General features: G+C 57.9%; 14 protein-coding genes. 3 read left to right on the top strand and 11 right to left on the bottom strand.

Features of this window, described 5'->3' with window-relative positions; translation table 11 throughout:
* Nucleotides 1–362: 362 nt before the first annotated feature.
* From AB8A23_RS19990 to AB8A23_RS19955, 8 genes are all read right to left on the bottom strand, one after another.
* A complete protein-coding gene (locus AB8A23_RS19990; RefSeq protein ID WP_120289546.1) occupies nt 363–833 on the bottom strand; it encodes a hypothetical protein in 471 nt (156 codons plus the stop codon).
* Nucleotides 817–1,740 (bottom strand): DUF2950 domain-containing protein, encoded by a 924-nt coding sequence (locus AB8A23_RS19985; protein WP_120289544.1) that lies wholly within the window; start codon nt 1,738–1,740, stop codon nt 817–819. The genes AB8A23_RS19990 and AB8A23_RS19985 overlap by 17 nt, the downstream gene beginning before the upstream one ends.
* Complete coding sequence (locus AB8A23_RS19980) at nt 1,737–3,341, bottom strand: DUF3300 domain-containing protein (RefSeq protein WP_439058446.1); 1,605 nt, start codon at nt 3,339–3,341, stop codon at nt 1,737–1,739. Before AB8A23_RS19980 ends, AB8A23_RS19985 begins: the two co-directional genes overlap by 4 nt.
* 116 nt (nt 3,342–3,457) lie before the next feature.
* The gene (locus AB8A23_RS19975; protein ID WP_439058447.1) at nt 3,458–5,281 is read right to left on the bottom strand and encodes a sensor histidine kinase; all 1,824 of its coding nucleotides are present in this window, start codon (nt 5,279–5,281) and stop codon (nt 3,458–3,460) included.
* 466 nt (nt 5,282–5,747) lie between these two features.
* Nucleotides 5,748–6,551, bottom strand: coding sequence for a DUF2092 domain-containing protein (locus AB8A23_RS19970; RefSeq protein WP_439058448.1), 804 nt, complete (start codon nt 6,549–6,551; stop codon nt 5,748–5,750).
* A gap of 89 nt (nt 6,552–6,640) precedes the next feature.
* Nucleotides 6,641–7,060 carry a hypothetical protein gene (locus AB8A23_RS19965; RefSeq protein ID WP_439058449.1) on the bottom strand — a complete coding sequence of 140 codons (420 nt, stop codon included), beginning with the start codon at nt 7,058–7,060 and terminating at the stop codon, nt 6,641–6,643.
* Nucleotides 7,061–7,071: 11 nt separating this feature from the next.
* A complete protein-coding gene (locus AB8A23_RS19960) occupies nt 7,072–8,304 on the bottom strand; it encodes an HlyD family secretion protein (RefSeq protein ID WP_439058450.1) in 1,233 nt (410 codons plus the stop codon).
* Nucleotides 8,297–8,740 (bottom strand): hypothetical protein, encoded by a 444-nt coding sequence (locus tag AB8A23_RS19955; RefSeq protein ID WP_439058451.1) that lies wholly within the window; start codon nt 8,738–8,740, stop codon nt 8,297–8,299. The genes AB8A23_RS19960 and AB8A23_RS19955 overlap by 8 nt, the downstream gene beginning before the upstream one ends.
* Before the next feature lie 158 nt (nt 8,741–8,898).
* On the opposite strand from AB8A23_RS19955, the gene AB8A23_RS19950 reads away from it, so the two are divergent.
* Together AB8A23_RS19950 and ppk2 are read left to right on the top strand one after the other, a co-directional pair.
* Complete coding sequence (locus tag AB8A23_RS19950; protein ID WP_089264212.1) at nt 8,899–9,354, top strand: hypothetical protein; 456 nt, start codon at nt 8,899–8,901, stop codon at nt 9,352–9,354.
* A gap of 36 nt (nt 9,355–9,390) precedes the next feature.
* On the top strand, nt 9,391–10,191 hold the full coding sequence (ppk2, locus tag AB8A23_RS19945) for a polyphosphate kinase 2 (protein ID WP_439058452.1): 801 nt from the start codon (nt 9,391–9,393) through the stop codon (nt 10,189–10,191).
* Between the two features lie 43 nt (nt 10,192–10,234).
* Here the strand turns inward: ppk2 and AB8A23_RS19940 are convergent, their stop codons facing one another.
* The 3 genes from AB8A23_RS19940 to AB8A23_RS19930 form a co-directional block, all read right to left on the bottom strand.
* Nucleotides 10,235–10,669, bottom strand: coding sequence for a hypothetical protein (locus AB8A23_RS19940; RefSeq protein ID WP_439058453.1), 435 nt, complete (start codon nt 10,667–10,669; stop codon nt 10,235–10,237).
* Between the two features lie 334 nt (nt 10,670–11,003).
* Nucleotides 11,004–12,596, bottom strand: a complete 1,593-nt coding sequence (locus AB8A23_RS19935) for a SulP family inorganic anion transporter (RefSeq protein ID WP_439058454.1) — start codon at nt 12,594–12,596, stop codon at nt 11,004–11,006.
* Between the two features lie 68 nt (nt 12,597–12,664).
* On the bottom strand, nt 12,665–13,318 hold the full coding sequence (locus AB8A23_RS19930) for a YoaK family protein (protein ID WP_439060488.1): 654 nt from the start codon (nt 13,316–13,318) through the stop codon (nt 12,665–12,667).
* Between the two features lie 215 nt (nt 13,319–13,533).
* Between AB8A23_RS19930 and AB8A23_RS19925 the strand changes: the two genes are divergently transcribed.
* Complete coding sequence (locus AB8A23_RS19925) at nt 13,534–14,373, top strand: alpha/beta hydrolase family protein (RefSeq protein WP_439060489.1); 840 nt, start codon at nt 13,534–13,536, stop codon at nt 14,371–14,373.
* The last annotated feature ends 4 nt before the right edge of the window (nt 14,374–14,377 follow it).

The following is a 14,377-nucleotide window of genomic DNA, read 5'->3' as shown; positions in this document are numbered from 1 at the left end:
TCATGCCTCGCCCGTATTTTCTCTGCCGCTTGAGGTAATAGACCTCGTCGCGATAATCGAGCCAAACAACAGTATCTTCATGGCAATGCTCCCGCGCCTGCGTCTCATAGCGAAACGAAGTAAGCGGGAGAGCAGTGACAGCAGACGGCGCGAACAGCAGAAATGCGAACACCCAGGGGCACTGTCGGCAGATCAAGGCCTTACCGCGAATAGTGGATAGTTTACGTGACAGCACTAATCCCCAGCCAATTTCTGCGGACCGCACCAAGAATAGATAAGGCCTTTCAGGCGCTTTCGATAAATTCATACTGAGTGCGCACCTCTTACGAAATCAAACCGATTACGTCGTGACTATCCGCTCGTCACTCCTTCAGGGAAATTGTGATCTGGCCGATATTTCCAGCAAGCTCCACTCCCGCGCGGGGTCCGCGCAAGGCAATCCTTACACCCTGCCCATTCGTTAGTTGAACGCCGCCCATCCCGCCAACGAAGGCGCCTCCACCCCCAACAGAGCTATAGGTGCCGGCAAAGTCCCTGATCTGCCTTATGCCCGAGGCCCATCCTGTCAGTCGAATGACGGACACTCCCGCTGCAAACCCGAGACTCAGGCCGGATACCCTGAATGGATAGTCCCGGCCGCGATATGTCACGATGCCGCTGCCGCCGCCCGCTCCCAAGACCAGCCCCGCCTTCAACAGCTTTACCCGAACATAGCCGGATGCCTGAGCCCGGGACGGCGTCACCGGAACAGTCGATGTGAGCAGTACAACCGCCGTCAGATGCATCACGAGCAGACGCAAAGCAGATATCCCGCGCTCAGGGCTTTTCTGCATCGACTTTCTTCCAGGTCTGGTCCGGATCGAACAAGGACATGCGCCTCACGATCCGGTCGGTCTGCGGTCCGAGATCCTTTTCGTAGACCGTCCCGGCATGATTGACCACGAACGTCTTGACGCCGGAATTTCCGTATTCGGCAGGCCAGGCGATTAGTCCATAGCCGCCGATCATCTTGCCTTTCACCAAATAGATCAGCGCGCCGCCGGGAGCATTGGCCCCCTGTCCTTTCAGTATGCGAAAGTAGTAGCCGTGATACGGCTGCGGCTTTTCACCGACCTGGTAGCCTTCAGTTGAAGCTTCTGCGACCAACGCACCCAACGGGCTCGGATCGCCATCATCACGCCAAAACAGCCCGTCCTTCTTGCCCGGCGTCGATACAATCCGCTGTGCATAAACGCCAGCGCCCTCGCCGCGATCCTTCTCGGCATATTCGTTCTGGGCGTCGACATAGGCGAGACTGGTCTGGATCGCATCAAGTTCGTTACGGCCGATCCGGCGATACAGGACCTCGATGCGGCCCTCTTCAGTATCGAACTCCCAACCTGTCTTGGTGTTGATGAGTGGAATCGGGAACGGAAAGTCGTCCGTACCGAGCATCAAGGTAGCTCTCTTGTTGCCCTCCGTCTTGATCGCATGCTTGGCGTCATACATGGACGTGAAGCGCAGACGCGTGTCAGCGTCGGCCACCTCGTCACCGGACGACACGATGTCATCGGCTGCCTTGCCGAGGACCTTTAGAATATCGCTAGCGTCACCCTTGACCGCGATGGCAAGCGCCGCTGCAGCAGCCTCCGGCGTTGGAAAGGATTGTTGCGCTTCCGACACCGAGCCCATGAGAGCCAGCGCCACGACAGCCGCCGCAGTTGTCGATGCAGCGCGATGGATTGACGTCCAAACGATCATGGCGACATCTCCGAAGGGATTTTTGCGCCATTTGCAAGCCAATCCCGATAGGTGCGGAACGTCAGACCGAGCGCCTCATACTTCACCCGCAGGTAGCCGTCGCTGCCCCGCCTCACGGCATCTGGCACCACGTTTTCGACTTCCTGCGCGATCACGCCGACATAGGCCTTCTGGCCGCCGAGATAGCTGAAGCGATAGTAGCCGAGACCGTTGGCGAGATGGCCGAGCAGGACAACGTCATGCTTCAGAGCGATGTCAGACCGCCGCCCACCGCCGCCGCCGCCACGGAAACCACCGCCGCCACCGCCATGAAAGCCGCCGCCTCCGCGCGCACCAGCGAAGCTTGCGCCGCCGCCGCGCGGCATGCTCGCCATGCTGGCCCGCCCGCGTGCAGACGCCGCCGCCGCCGCGCGGCCGGACGACACATTCATTGCACCGCCACGATTTCCACCGCCACGCCCGGCCGCGCCGGCCCCGCTGCGGTTGGCAGTCTTCGCACGATCACCGCCGCCTTTGGCGCGATTGCCAGCCTTCGCGCGATCGGCGCCGCCTTTGGCCCGGTCCGCAACGCCGGCGCGATCTCCACCTCCCGGCCGATCTCGTGTGCCGGCGCCAACGCCGCCTCGATCTCCCGCGCGATCGCCAGCGCCCTGGTTCGGACGCAGCACCTGCTGCCCGTCGCGACCACGGAAATCCATCCGGTTCGAGGCGCCCGCCTTCAGATTGTTGTTGCTGAAGCGCTGCTGAACGTTAGCGTTGTTGTAGCGCACGCCCTGGCGGTGCGCCGGGTTGTGCTGCCAACCGTTTCCAACATTGGTCGTGCGATGGTTGACATAGACGTTGCGGTTACCCCAGTTGAAGCCACCGCCCCAGTAGTTGCCCCAACGCCCGATTGCCCATGCGGTGCCGAAGGCGACACCCGCCGCGACAACACCCGCGCCGATATAGGACGGGTACCCGAAGTAATACGGTGGATATTCCGCATAGGGCCAGGTCCCGTACACCGTTGCCGGATCGTAATACGGTACATAAACCGCCGCAGGATCCGCCTGTTCGATCACGACCACCTGCTTGCTTTCCTGGGCCTTAACGCTGACCTTTTGCTGCTTGGTGGTCACGAGCTTTTTGTTGTCATAGGCTTTCGCCCGCAGCCGCTGGATCGCATCCATGACATCCGGCTGTTGAGCGAGCACCGCATCGCCGAGGCTCTTTGTCCAATCGACCTTGTCGCTCATCATCGCCAGGACGTCCGGAGTGCTGACCAGAGCCTTGACGCTGTCGTCCCACGCCTGCTTGTCGACCGCTTCCTTCAGCGCGTCACCCTTGAGCGACTTGCGTTCCTTGGCCCAACGATCCGCCTGCACTACCTCCAGCGGGTAGGTCGATGCTGCCAGGATATTCGCGAGCAGTTCGTCGGGATAAAGCGCAATGGGTGCGACCAGCGCCTCAAGTTGCTCTGGCTTTAGCAGCTCGACGCTCGGCGTTGGTCGGCTCGCCGGAACGTCTGGAGCGGCTGCCTTGTCAACCGTCTGGGCCGAGACAGCGACAGGGATCGCCATCACCAGTGCAAGCGCGAACAGAATCTTGCGGCAGCAGAACATCACACCCTCCTTCGGGGTTCCCTGCAGCAAACATCGACGGAAGGGAAGAAGGTCCTTTGATCAAGATCAAGGAAAGCCGAATTTCCAGTGACCGCGACGTTGGAGGATCTCTGACTTCATGCCGTGGACGACTGCGCGAGAGCGAGTGGGATTTTGATCACAAACAGCGCGCCGCCTGATACTTGATTTGCGGCAGAGATCTCCCCTCGGTGCGCCTCTACGATAGTACGGGCGATGGCGAGTCCCATACCCAAGCCTTGCGCCTTGGTCGTGAAGAATGGGTTGAAGATGCTCCGGATATCCGCGACCACGATTCCTGGACCGGTGTCGCTAATCTTGATTTCGGCGTACGCGTTCAGCCGGGCCGTCGATATGTTGACTTCGCGCTCTTTATCGTCGGCATCGGAGATTGCGTCCATTGCATTAATGATCAGGTTGAGAATGACCTGTTGCAGCTGAACCGGATCGCCCTTGACGTACAAATCGCCCGAAGCGGCACCAAACCTTAGCGCAATGCCGCGTCGATCAGTCACTGCTTCCACAAGCCCGATCGCCTCCCGCACCGTATCGTTCAAATCGATATCGCGGACCTCGAACGGCGTTTTCTTCAGTACGCTGCGGAGCCGGCGGATCACTTCGCTGGCCCGTTGATCATCACGCCTGATGTCGGCAAGGATTTCCCTGACTTCGGCAAGATCCGGAGAGGCCCCCTTCAGCAAAAGCTCCGCTGTCTCTGTATTTGTAAGAATGGAGCCAAGCGGCTGGTTCAGCTCATGCGCAATAGAGGTCGTCAACTCTCCGGCGGCCGAATAGCGGTTGACGTGCGCAAGTTCCGCCAGCCGCTGTCGTGACTCGATCTCGGCAAGGCGTCGCCGGCGACGTTCGTGCAATAAGCCGCTGATCAACCCCGTTTGGATCAGAATCACGGCTGCAATCAGCTGAATCTGCCAGCGATACTGCGCCCAAATATCGGGCTCGCGAAACAGGATCTCGCTACCCGGCGGCAGATTGCTCTGGTTGATGCCCCAGCGTTGCATTTGCCGCCAGTCGAATTTCGGCGCAGCGAATTCAATCGGCTCGACTTTGATGTTCCCCGGCTTCTCGCCACCAAGGATTCGAATCGCGGCGTTGACAGTCTGCCTGCTGGTTTCGGCGATTGAATGCATCGGGCCGCCAACGGTTTCTGGATCGAAAAAGGCTTCCTGGTAGGAGAAAATCGGCGCATTGGCGACTGCATGAAGGCTACGCAAGGCAAGGTCGCCTTCATGGCTGACACCGGCAGCGTCGATAGACATCAAGCCCCAGAACAGGACGGTGTGCGGCGGAAGCGCAGACGCTCTCTTGAGAATTTCCGTGAACGGAAGATCGGCATAATAGACAAAGGCGACCCGCTTCTCTAACGGCTTCAGTTCCCTTTTTAGCTCCTCAAGCCAGAACTTCTCCAATGCTGAGGCACCGATCACGACGGCAATCGTCTGAGTTTCCGGCATGACCTGAAGAATATTCTTGAACGCGGCCAGAAAATCATTGCGGACCGAGATGACGGTATCGTTGTCTGTGACGTTCACGCGGTTGACCAGCCGCTGCTCCACCACCGTCAAAACCATTGGTGCCTCGGGAAAAAGTTGCTCGCGATACTTCTGAACGAATCTTGCCGCCGGCGCTCCGATGCTCAACACGATATCAGGTGGACGGCCATGGTAGAGCGAGTTCAAATAGTCGACGAACGGTGCTTCCGGACCCGGGTTATTGAGCCTCGCCGTGAGCAGCGCATGTTCCTGGATGTCCAGCGGCCACGGCGATAGCCGCTCGAGCGTTGCCTTGATGCTCCTTGCATGTTCGCTCCAGGGACGAAATTCCCGGCCGAACGAATGCAGCAGCAGCACGCGCTTTACTTCGCTGCGCTCAGTAGCGTCGACAGGTTGCAGCTGAACCGACATCCAGACCAGAACGCAGACACAGAGACGCACGATTAAGCGACGCACGATTAAACTTTGTAGATATAAGACAACAATAGGGAATCGTCGTCTCATCCTCTTCCCCAACCGTCAGAGACCCGCAAACTGTCACCGTTATACAGTGTCAGCGCATGCGAGTTTCTGCAACAGCCGGCCAGGCAGCCCAGATCTCAACAGACCGTCGTGACCCGCCCATAAGCATCCACGACTTGCCTGCATGATGAGCCATAGTAGGCGCCGGCTGCAACGCCTGCAGCGCCTACGGCGACGGCCCGGCGCGTGGTTCGGCGCGCTACACCCGCATAGCTCATCGGCGTCAGCGGTCGCCCAACTCTGGCCTCAGCAGTGGAGAACACTCCACGCGTTATGACGTCTTCGCCACTCCACGACCACCCCACTGCAAACGACGTGAGGGCGGCGGTCACCATAATCACCTTTGGCACTGATCTCATTTCTTTGCTCCTGATGGTGTGCCGGGGGGGACTTCATCGAACTCAGCCATAGCGCTGGAATCCAGATCGACCTTCGTCACGCCGGCAGGTGGCTTGAATACAAACGTGTCGGCATCCGCGACAGCATCGTTTTTCCAGTCTCTGATCCGTAATGTGTATTGCGGCGCCCCGGCCACAGCCTTGCTGGTGATCACATATTTCCGAGGGACAGGCCGCGCCCCACTCTCGATCCAGATCTGCCAGTCAGTATCAACACCGCGGAACGCAAGATGCTCGCATTCGACACCATCGATCATACCTTGCCCGATGTGCTGGGACAGGATGACATTGGACATCAATACGTCGTAGGTATTTGTAAGGAGCAAGTCCGTTCCCGGCATTGCAGCGCCCGATCTCGCCTGGATCAGGTCGACCAGTTGATCGATCGACCCGACAATGTCGGCCTGCACATATGCCTTCGCATTGTTGCCATAGATCGACGCAGTCTTTCCGTCGTAAATTAAGTCGACGTCAGTGTAACCGCCCGTTCGGCTGATCCGAAGCTTGTCCGGTCGCGATAGCTGCAGCTTTCCAGAGCTCGTGAACTGGATCTTCTCCAGCTCTGGTGTCACGACCTCGATATCACTCTCGAACGTCGCAGAGATCGACTTCTGCGCGGCCGTGTAGTCGGCCATTGCCTTAAGCAATTTTGCGGGATCGTCCGCTCTCGCCGGCTGGGCCGCGAATGCGATGAAGGTAGCGACCACAGTCACATTTGCAAAGAAATTAACCTTACCACGAAACTGCGTTCTCTTGTTCATAGCATTTCTCCGTTGATCAACCTCACCCAGCCACAAGCCACGTCGCCTTCTGTTGATCCAGGTCAAGCTTATCGTCGAACGTTAATCCGCTAAATCTGACAACGATGGTATGTCACTTTCATATCCACCATTCCCGGAAACTCGCGAGATATCGTGTTTTCATCGACCACGTTCAGGATGAATTGGACGTGCGAAAGCATAATGCTCGAGGCGCAAGCAGCGATCAGATTGATCGTTCGATCGCTTTCCTTCTTGGACGCTATTTTGCAAATCTCGTGTTTTCCCCTTAAGCGATCCGCCTCAGCGATAAATCCGCCGCCATACACTCCAGAGAAACTCGTGAAGGCGATCTGTTTCGCACGTCCCTTGCGGGTAAATACCTTGTTACATTGATCCGCGCTTGTCGCCCAGGCACCAGCAAGTTCGATCGCCTTTGCACTCTGCGGTGCCAGCAATGCAGCAGAAGTCGCAATCGATGCAAGGACGACAAGTTTTTGAAGCGTGATCATTGTATCTCTTCTCAGTGGCCGCTCAACACCAGTGTCTTGATGGGCAACAGCAACGCTTGGATTCGCAGTAGCAATGCATGTACAAGCCCGGTCGCATCTACGGCGTGCAGTAGAAATGCCTTCACTGCGCCGGTTTTCGGATCGGCAATGACATCATGATTACTGGTGTAGGCGTTGACAATGCACGCGCTACCCGGCGTAACCCCCTCGAGGCCACCTTTGTAGAGCGGCTCCAGAAAGGCGAGAATTGAACCGGGCCTTTGCAGGTTCTGCGGATCGATCAAAAGCTCGCCGGACCGGAACTGGCCGGCGGCGATGAAATCCTGCACGCTTGTGACGACCAGCGGAATGATGACCCACGGCTTCGAGATGCAAGTGGCTTCCGCGACCATACCAGGCTTCATCACCTGGGCTTCGATCTGGCCAAATCCTGCCTGTAGACTATTGCGGCCTGCGCCGTCAGGTATCAGGATTCCGGCCGGCCGCATCAACTGATTGACGACGTCGCCGGTGCGAACGAGGAATTGTTCAACGCGACCATCGACGCCCGCTCGCACATAGGTCTTATCGACATCCACCTGCGCTTGTGCCTGCGCAGCTTCGGCGCTTGCTCTCTCAGCCGGCAGGAGAATGGAAACGCGCAACAGCGAAGATTCCCTAGCCGCTGTCGCTGCATCGATACCGGCCTGCCGTTGATCCACCAGTACCTGGAGCTTCTCGATATCGCGCTGTGGTACGATGCCTGGATTTCGACGTTGCAGCTCGGTCTTGACTTCCAGTTCATCTTTGGCCTGCTGGTGCGACGCTCTTGCTTCAGCGATCTGGGCATCCGCCTTGGCAATGTCGGTTTGTGCCGAAATAAGCGACGCCTCCACCTCAGCGATTTTTCGCTTGGCGGTCTCCAGTGCTGCGTTCTGCGTCGAACTATCCAGTCGGAACAGAACATCGCCCTTCTTAACATTAGCAGTGAATCCGACATTCACCTCAGCGACACGACCGGAGCCCTCAGGGAGAATTGGTACCGTCCGGAAGTAGATCGCCGCCGACGTTGTGGATGGATGAAAATAGAAGATCATCGTGATCAGCCCGATCGTCAACATCAGGCAGCCAGTGATTCCCCACCTCAGTTCATACCAGACAGAGAAGAAAGTGATTTCTTTGCCGAACCGCTTTCCCTGCCGGTAGCGGCGATAGAGATAATCTGGAAGGATGGTAACCAGTGAACAGATCATGAGTTCAAGCATGGTCGTGTAACCCTTCCTTCATCAAGGCCTGAACACCGAGCTTGCCGCCGGTTACAGGGTCAACCTCGGCTTCAGCGGGAAGTGCACCCGGCGTAGCATTTGCAATGCGCTCGACAGAAACGGCAATGCTGCGCATCGGCGTACCGAAATCCGGCAGGTCGATCATGGCGAGCAACAATCCCGCAACCCAGAAAATATGCATGTGAGTGAACAGCGAGATCAGTCCAAGGACCGCTACGATCTCCATCTGCAGTTTTTGTGTTTTGTGGGCCATGCGCTCGGGTAGACTGTGCAGCTTCCAGTAAAACGTACCGGCCCATAGCACTGTCGCTACGAGAAAAAATCCCATCACTACCATCAGGGTATCCGCTCCGTCGGCACCGGGAACGAAGAATGGCAGATGATGAGGAGCTGCGGGGTGCAACTGTTCGTTCAAGGCTTCTCTCCCTTCCGGACGCCCGGACGCTCCGCAGCCATGCGCTCCATCGTGCCTCCCCACGAAGCGGATTGCTTGATTTGGATCAATAAAACACACCCACCCGTACATAACCTTGTGGCAGCGCCGAAGCCGACAATCACCAGGAGCAATCAATCATGTCTCGTAGCATCGACGATCTCATCCCCAACGCCACGCAGATCCGTAAAGAGGCCGCCCTCAAGGAAGCCGAAGCGGTGGAAAAGTACGCCCGCCTCGCCGCGGCGGCTGAGGCCGAGAAGCGCGCGCTGATCGAGCGACTCAGCCAACCGTCCGGCAAGAGCGAAGCCGAAAAGGTTCAGCTTGCGTCAACCATAATCCAGCGGGCGGTACGAAACGGTTTGACGGAAGTTCAGGTCTATCGCTTTCCCAACTCGCTGTGCACCGACAAGGGTCGCGCGATCAATCAGCAAGAAAAGGGGTGGGAGAAAACACTTACGGGAATTCCAAGTGAGATCTTCCAGCTTTGGAGCGACTATCTGCAGCCACGCGGCTATCGTATCGGCTACCAGACCATCGATTATCCGGGAGGCATACCCGGCGACATTGCCATCACAATTTCTTGGGGAGATTGAGCGTGGTTCGCATCGGATTCATGTTGGAGCTGTGACATGTCAGCTGACGTGCCAAGGGAGCGATTAAAGCGCAAGGACTACGAGAAGGAGTTAGGAAAGCTCCAGGTCGAACTCTGCCATTTGCAGGACTGGGTTAAAGCGAATAATCTAAAAGTCATCGTTCTGTTCGAAGGACGCGATGCCGCTGGCAAGGGCGGCGCCATCAAAGCCCTCACCGAGAAGGTGAGTCCGCGGGTCTTCCGCGTCTGCGCCCTGCCAGCACCGTCTGACCGCCAAAAGTCTCAACTATTCCTTCAACGTTACATCGAGCAGTTCCCGGCAAGCGGCGAGATCGTGATCTTCGACCGAAGCTGGTACAACCGCGCTGGCGTCGAGTATGTGATGGGCTTCTGCAGCCCGGCTGAACACAAACGCTTCCTGGAATTGTGCCCGCTGGTCGAGAAATTCGCTGTGGATGCTGGGATCATCCTGATCAAGCTGTGGCTCGAAGTCGGCATGAAGGAGCAGGAGCTGCGCTTCAAGGCACGCATCGAGGATCCTCTCCGTCAATGGAAGCTAAGCCCGATGGACACCGAGTCATTTGGGCGCTGGTACGACTATTCCCGAGCGCGCGACATGATGTTCAAGGCGACCGATACAAGGCATGCGCCATGGCGATTGGTCCGCTCCGACGACAAGCGGCGGGCTCGGCTCAACATCATATCGCATATCCTCAAGACGATCCCATACAAGAAGATTGCGCGAAAGAAGATTAGGCTGTCGAAGCGTTCCAACAAGGGCCGCTACAACGATCAGGCCAGCCTCCGTCGAATGAAGTTCGTCGAAAATCGTTACTAAAAGAAACGAGGCCGCGCAGTGCGCAGCCCCGTTCGACGCCGGCTTACTTCAACCGTATCGTGACGCCGCCAACAGCGGCGGATAGCTCAGCGCCAACTTTGGGGCCGCTGAGCTGCAGGATCACGCCATTGCCATTCTGCAATTGCACGCCTCCAGCGCCACCCACCACCGCCCCACCCGCTCCGACCACTCCGTAGGTGCCTTCAATTGATGTGGGCCCCTTCAAATTGATCGCGCGACCGATAAGCTTGGTGGTAGATGCACCAATCGTGAAACCCACGCTCATGCCCGAGACGGTAAAGGGATAGGTTTTTCCGCGGTACCTCAACACGCCCTCGCCGCCGCCGACCCCGACAATAAAGCCACCCTTGGTAAATATCACAGCAACCTGGCCCATATCCGCGCTTGATGGCGTGGCGAAGCCGACGACTCCAGCAAGCACCGCGACTACAACGGCAAAGACGCTAAATTTTCGCATGGTTCATTCCCTTCTGGTTGTGAAACTGACTTCTTGGGCCAAGATCATCGCGAACTATCCGAACACGGTGAAAAGTCGGCCGGACATGGCATGGCCGACCGGGAAGCCATCCTCGGTACCGAACTCTGGATCTCGCGCCGAGGAAGCCGATAATCGTTCCCGCGGCCAATGTCAGCAGATCGGTTGTTGCGGCGTTGCCGTCTTTGGACATGTAACAAATCCAGGATGCTGATGGCGTGTAGCCAATGCTGAAGCCGTTCCCAGTGGCGCCTGTTGATCCAAGTCAATGCAACGTGATGTTGTGAACGACGCTCCGCTTGGCACGGCAACACGGTCAACCTTTCCTCAGATCGTCGAGTACACTATCCATCCTTCGGGTCCAGTTGGCGCTGTCGGTCTTCTCCGCGAGGCCATCAGCCTGCAAAACATCTCGGACTTGCCCGCGGGCGCCGACGATCTGAAAAGCGATGCCGCGCGAGACAAGTTCGCCATGGAGGTCGTGAAGCATTTTCACGCCCGCAAGATCGATAAAGGGTGAGGAAGAGAGCCCGCAGACCACAACCTTGGTGTCCGGTGATGCGCGAACCTTTGCCATCACATTCTCCATCGCCGTTTCCGTATTGATGTAAAGTAACGAGGCCTCTGGGCGGAAAGCGAGAACACCGGCAAGGGACTCTACGTCAGGGTATCGCGCACTATCGGCATATCGGCCTGTTCCTGGTAAGCGCCCGAGAATCGCGACGTTTGGCTGCGAGGCACGCGCCAGTAACAGAAATATGGACGCTAGCGTAGCCAGCAGGATGCCCTGAAGGATGCCCAGCATCAGAACGGAGACTAGGGCGATCGCCGCAGCATAGAAGTCGATCCGACTGATACGCCACATCCGCATGAGCGCGGCGATGTCAACTAGTTTGTAGACAGCCGTGCAAACGATCGCAGCAAGTACTGCCTTAGGCAGATTGGTCAATATCCCCGTGAGGAAAAGTAGACAGATCGCCAAGGTGGCTGAACAAATGATCAGAGCGAGCGGCGTTTTCGCGCCGGCCTGATCATTAACGGCGGATTGTGACAAGCCTCCCGCAACAGGGTAACCATGGCCGAGCGCTACCGCCAGATTGGCGGCGCCCAACCCCAGAAACTCCTGCCGCACGTCGATGGGATAGTCGTGCCTCGCCGCAAAACTTCGCGCACCTGCGACGCCTTCGACATAGGCGAGCAACATGATGCCGGCAGCGAGAGGAAATAGTTCATCGAACTCAAGAAGCCCGAAGGTCGGCATGGCAATGCTCGGCAAGCCCTTCGGAATTTCGCCGGTGACGGGAATGCCAAGCGCCGGCAAGCCGAGCGCTGTCGCGATAACGATCGATAGGATGACGACTGCAAGTCCTACCGGCCTGCCGGGCAATAGACGCTCGCCCTGGAGCAGCATGATCGCAACAAGTCCGATCGCAAGCACGATCCAGTGAACACCACCGAGCTGCCCAACAAGCACGACAAGGCGATCGAAGAAATTTCGCCCGCCACCAGCAACGCCAAATAGGCTCGGCAGCTGCGTCATGATAATGGTGAGACCCGCGCCAGCCTTGAAGCCAACCAGAATGGTGTCGCTGATCAAGCGTACCAGCATGCTTAGTCGAAAGATCCAGGCAATCAGGCAGAGAGCCGCAACGCCAAGGGCTGCTACGCTCGCAATCTGCGCATAGCGAAGCGCATCGCCTGCCGCTAGACCCCCGACCGAAGCGGCGATCATCAGCGAAATCGCCGAAGTCGGGCCGACAGCAAGTTGCCGCGAAGAGCCCAACAAGGCATAGCCAATGCCGCCCAGCATGTAGCCATAGATCCCGATCTGGGGCGGCATGCCGGCGAGCGCAGCATAGGCCAACGACACCGGGATCGCATAGGCGGCCAGCGTGACGCCAGCGATCATGTCACAGCGAAGCCAGTCAGCGCGATATTCGGCAAGCCAGCGCGTCGGCGGAAAGATCCCGTGCGACCTCATGCCTGCTCCCTTCGATCAACGCGATCCCGCATCACGCCGCGGAATCCGCCGCAGCATAGAAGAACCAGCAGCAACGCACCGACAGGAACGGTTAGAGTGAGTGCTGGCGCCCGCTCTGTAATGAAAGCACCGACAGCGGCGCCTGTGCCAAATGCGGCGCAAACCCCCATGAATATACAGGACTTACGCAACAGACCGACCTGGATATCTCCAGCAACCAGTGCGACCGCTCCCTCAATCGCCTGGCGAAAGTTTCCTGTGATCATCACAGAGCTGTAGTTTGAACCCTCAACCTTGGTGAAATTCGAAGTCTGCATTGCGGCCGCCATCGAGACGCCCAGCGTGCCCGCAACGTCAGGCACGCGATTGTGCAGCACACCGACAAGGATCAGAACGCCAGCTTCTACGAGAATGCTGATCGGGCCGACTCGATCACCGACTGCACGCCGCAGCCATGAGGCGAGCACCACGCCGACGACGAAAGCGAAGAGCGATGGCACGAAGTGAAATGCCTCCGTCCACTTCCCGGCCGTCGCTTTTACCCATAAGAATACCAAGTTGGCGGTCTGCGCATTCGCCAGAACGCCATGCGTAATCCACGTATAGGCATCGAGATAGCCGCCTGCGAAGCCCAGCAGCAACGCGACCATCAGGGTTTCTTCGCGGCGCGTCGGCACATTAACCACACGTATCGCAGAAATATTCGAGCTCATCGGGCCAACAGGCGCTGGCTCCGGCAATGAGGATTGATCTGAATCAACCGCCTTCAGAATTTTGGCTGTCGGATCGCGACATGAGGCGATCCGGAAAGGCACCCACCATGCATGCCATTCACGCGTTCGTCACGGCGGCGCTTCTTATATCCATGGCCCCTGCCGCGCCGATGCAAGCGGCCGACAAGCCCGACGCTGCGCGCATCCAGGAAGAGCTCTGGGTGCTGCCGCTGCCGTTGCCGATGTTTGCCTATCTGGTGCGCCCGATAGGCAACGGCCCCTTCCCGCTGGTTATCATGAACCACGGCGTCTCGCTCAATCCGACTGACCGCGGCTTCTTTCCCCTGGTTGAATTCCGCGATGCGGCCAAATGGTTTGCGAGGCGCGGTTATCTGGTGGTGGCGCCGGTCGGCACCGGATATGGGGCATCCGCCATCGACATTCCCGAGCGTGCCATCTACGGCCCTTTCTTCTCCAAGATCGGAAAATGCGAAAATCCAAACTTCCACGACGCCGGGCTTGCAGTCGCAAAAGTTAACCTCTGGATTATTGACTATTTGATCGCAGAAAACCGCATCGTGCCGAACGATGTCATCGTCGTTGGACAATCCGCCGGAGGTTGGGCATCCATTGCGCTATCGAGCGTAAATCCACCACAGGTTAAAGCGATCATTACTTTCGCCGCCGGCCGCGGTGGCCGCGTCGACGGCAAGCCAAACAACAACTGCGCGCCGGACAGGCTCATCGAAGCGACGGCAGATTTCGGCCGCACATCACGCATGCCAATGCTGTGGATCTACATCGAAAACGATACGTTCTTCGGACCAGCACTGTCGAAACGTATGCACGAGGCCTTCACGGCCGCCGGCGGTAAAGCAGAGTACCGCTTGATACCGCCTTTTGGTGATGAGGGGCACTTTCTCATCGGATCGCCGGAAGCTATCCCGATTTGGTCGCCAATTGTAGCGAAGTTTTTGGATGACCAGAAATGAGACC

Origin of the sequence: Tardiphaga sp. 619_E2_N8_4 (assembly GCF_051810905.1) — a bacterium.
GTDB classification, from domain to species: domain Bacteria; phylum Pseudomonadota; class Alphaproteobacteria; order Rhizobiales; family Xanthobacteraceae; genus Tardiphaga; species Tardiphaga robiniae.
This window is presented reverse-complemented; position numbering and strand designations above follow the sequence as displayed.

What these genes read in the sequence shown, in the direction of transcription:
- AB8A23_RS19990 (WP_120289546.1), bottom strand. Translation starts at nt 833, where the DNA reads ATGCAGAAAAGCCCTGAGCGCGGGATATCTGCTTTGCGTCTGCTCGTG.
- AB8A23_RS19935 (WP_439058454.1), bottom strand. Translation starts at nt 12,596, where the DNA reads ATGATCGCTGGCGTCACGCTGGCCGCCTATGCGATCCCGGTGTCGTTG.
- AB8A23_RS19960 (WP_439058450.1), bottom strand. Translation starts at nt 8,304, where the DNA reads ATGCTTGAACTCATGATCTGTTCACTGGTTACCATCCTTCCAGATTAT.
- AB8A23_RS19925 (WP_439060489.1), top strand. Translation starts at nt 13,534, where the DNA reads ATGGCCCCTGCCGCGCCGATGCAAGCGGCCGACAAGCCCGACGCTGCG.
- AB8A23_RS19965 (WP_439058449.1), bottom strand. Translation starts at nt 7,060, where the DNA reads ATGATCACGCTTCAAAAACTTGTCGTCCTTGCATCGATTGCGACTTCT.
- AB8A23_RS19950 (WP_089264212.1), top strand. Translation starts at nt 8,899, where the DNA reads ATGTCTCGTAGCATCGACGATCTCATCCCCAACGCCACGCAGATCCGT.
- AB8A23_RS19930 (WP_439060488.1), bottom strand. Translation starts at nt 13,318, where the DNA reads ATGGTCGCGTTGCTGCTGGGCTTCGCAGGCGGCTATCTCGATGCCTAT.
- AB8A23_RS19940 (WP_439058453.1), bottom strand. Translation starts at nt 10,669, where the DNA reads ATGCGAAAATTTAGCGTCTTTGCCGTTGTAGTCGCGGTGCTTGCTGGA.
- AB8A23_RS19970 (WP_439058448.1), bottom strand. Translation starts at nt 6,551, where the DNA reads ATGAACAAGAGAACGCAGTTTCGTGGTAAGGTTAATTTCTTTGCAAAT.
- AB8A23_RS19975 (WP_439058447.1), bottom strand. Translation starts at nt 5,281, where the DNA reads ATGTCGGTTCAGCTGCAACCTGTCGACGCTACTGAGCGCAGCGAAGTA.
- AB8A23_RS19985 (WP_120289544.1), bottom strand. Translation starts at nt 1,740, where the DNA reads ATGATCGTTTGGACGTCAATCCATCGCGCTGCATCGACAACTGCGGCG.
- AB8A23_RS19980 (WP_439058446.1), bottom strand. Translation starts at nt 3,341, where the DNA reads ATGTTCTGCTGCCGCAAGATTCTGTTCGCGCTTGCACTGGTGATGGCG.
- ppk2 (WP_439058452.1), top strand. Translation starts at nt 9,391, where the DNA reads ATGTCAGCTGACGTGCCAAGGGAGCGATTAAAGCGCAAGGACTACGAG.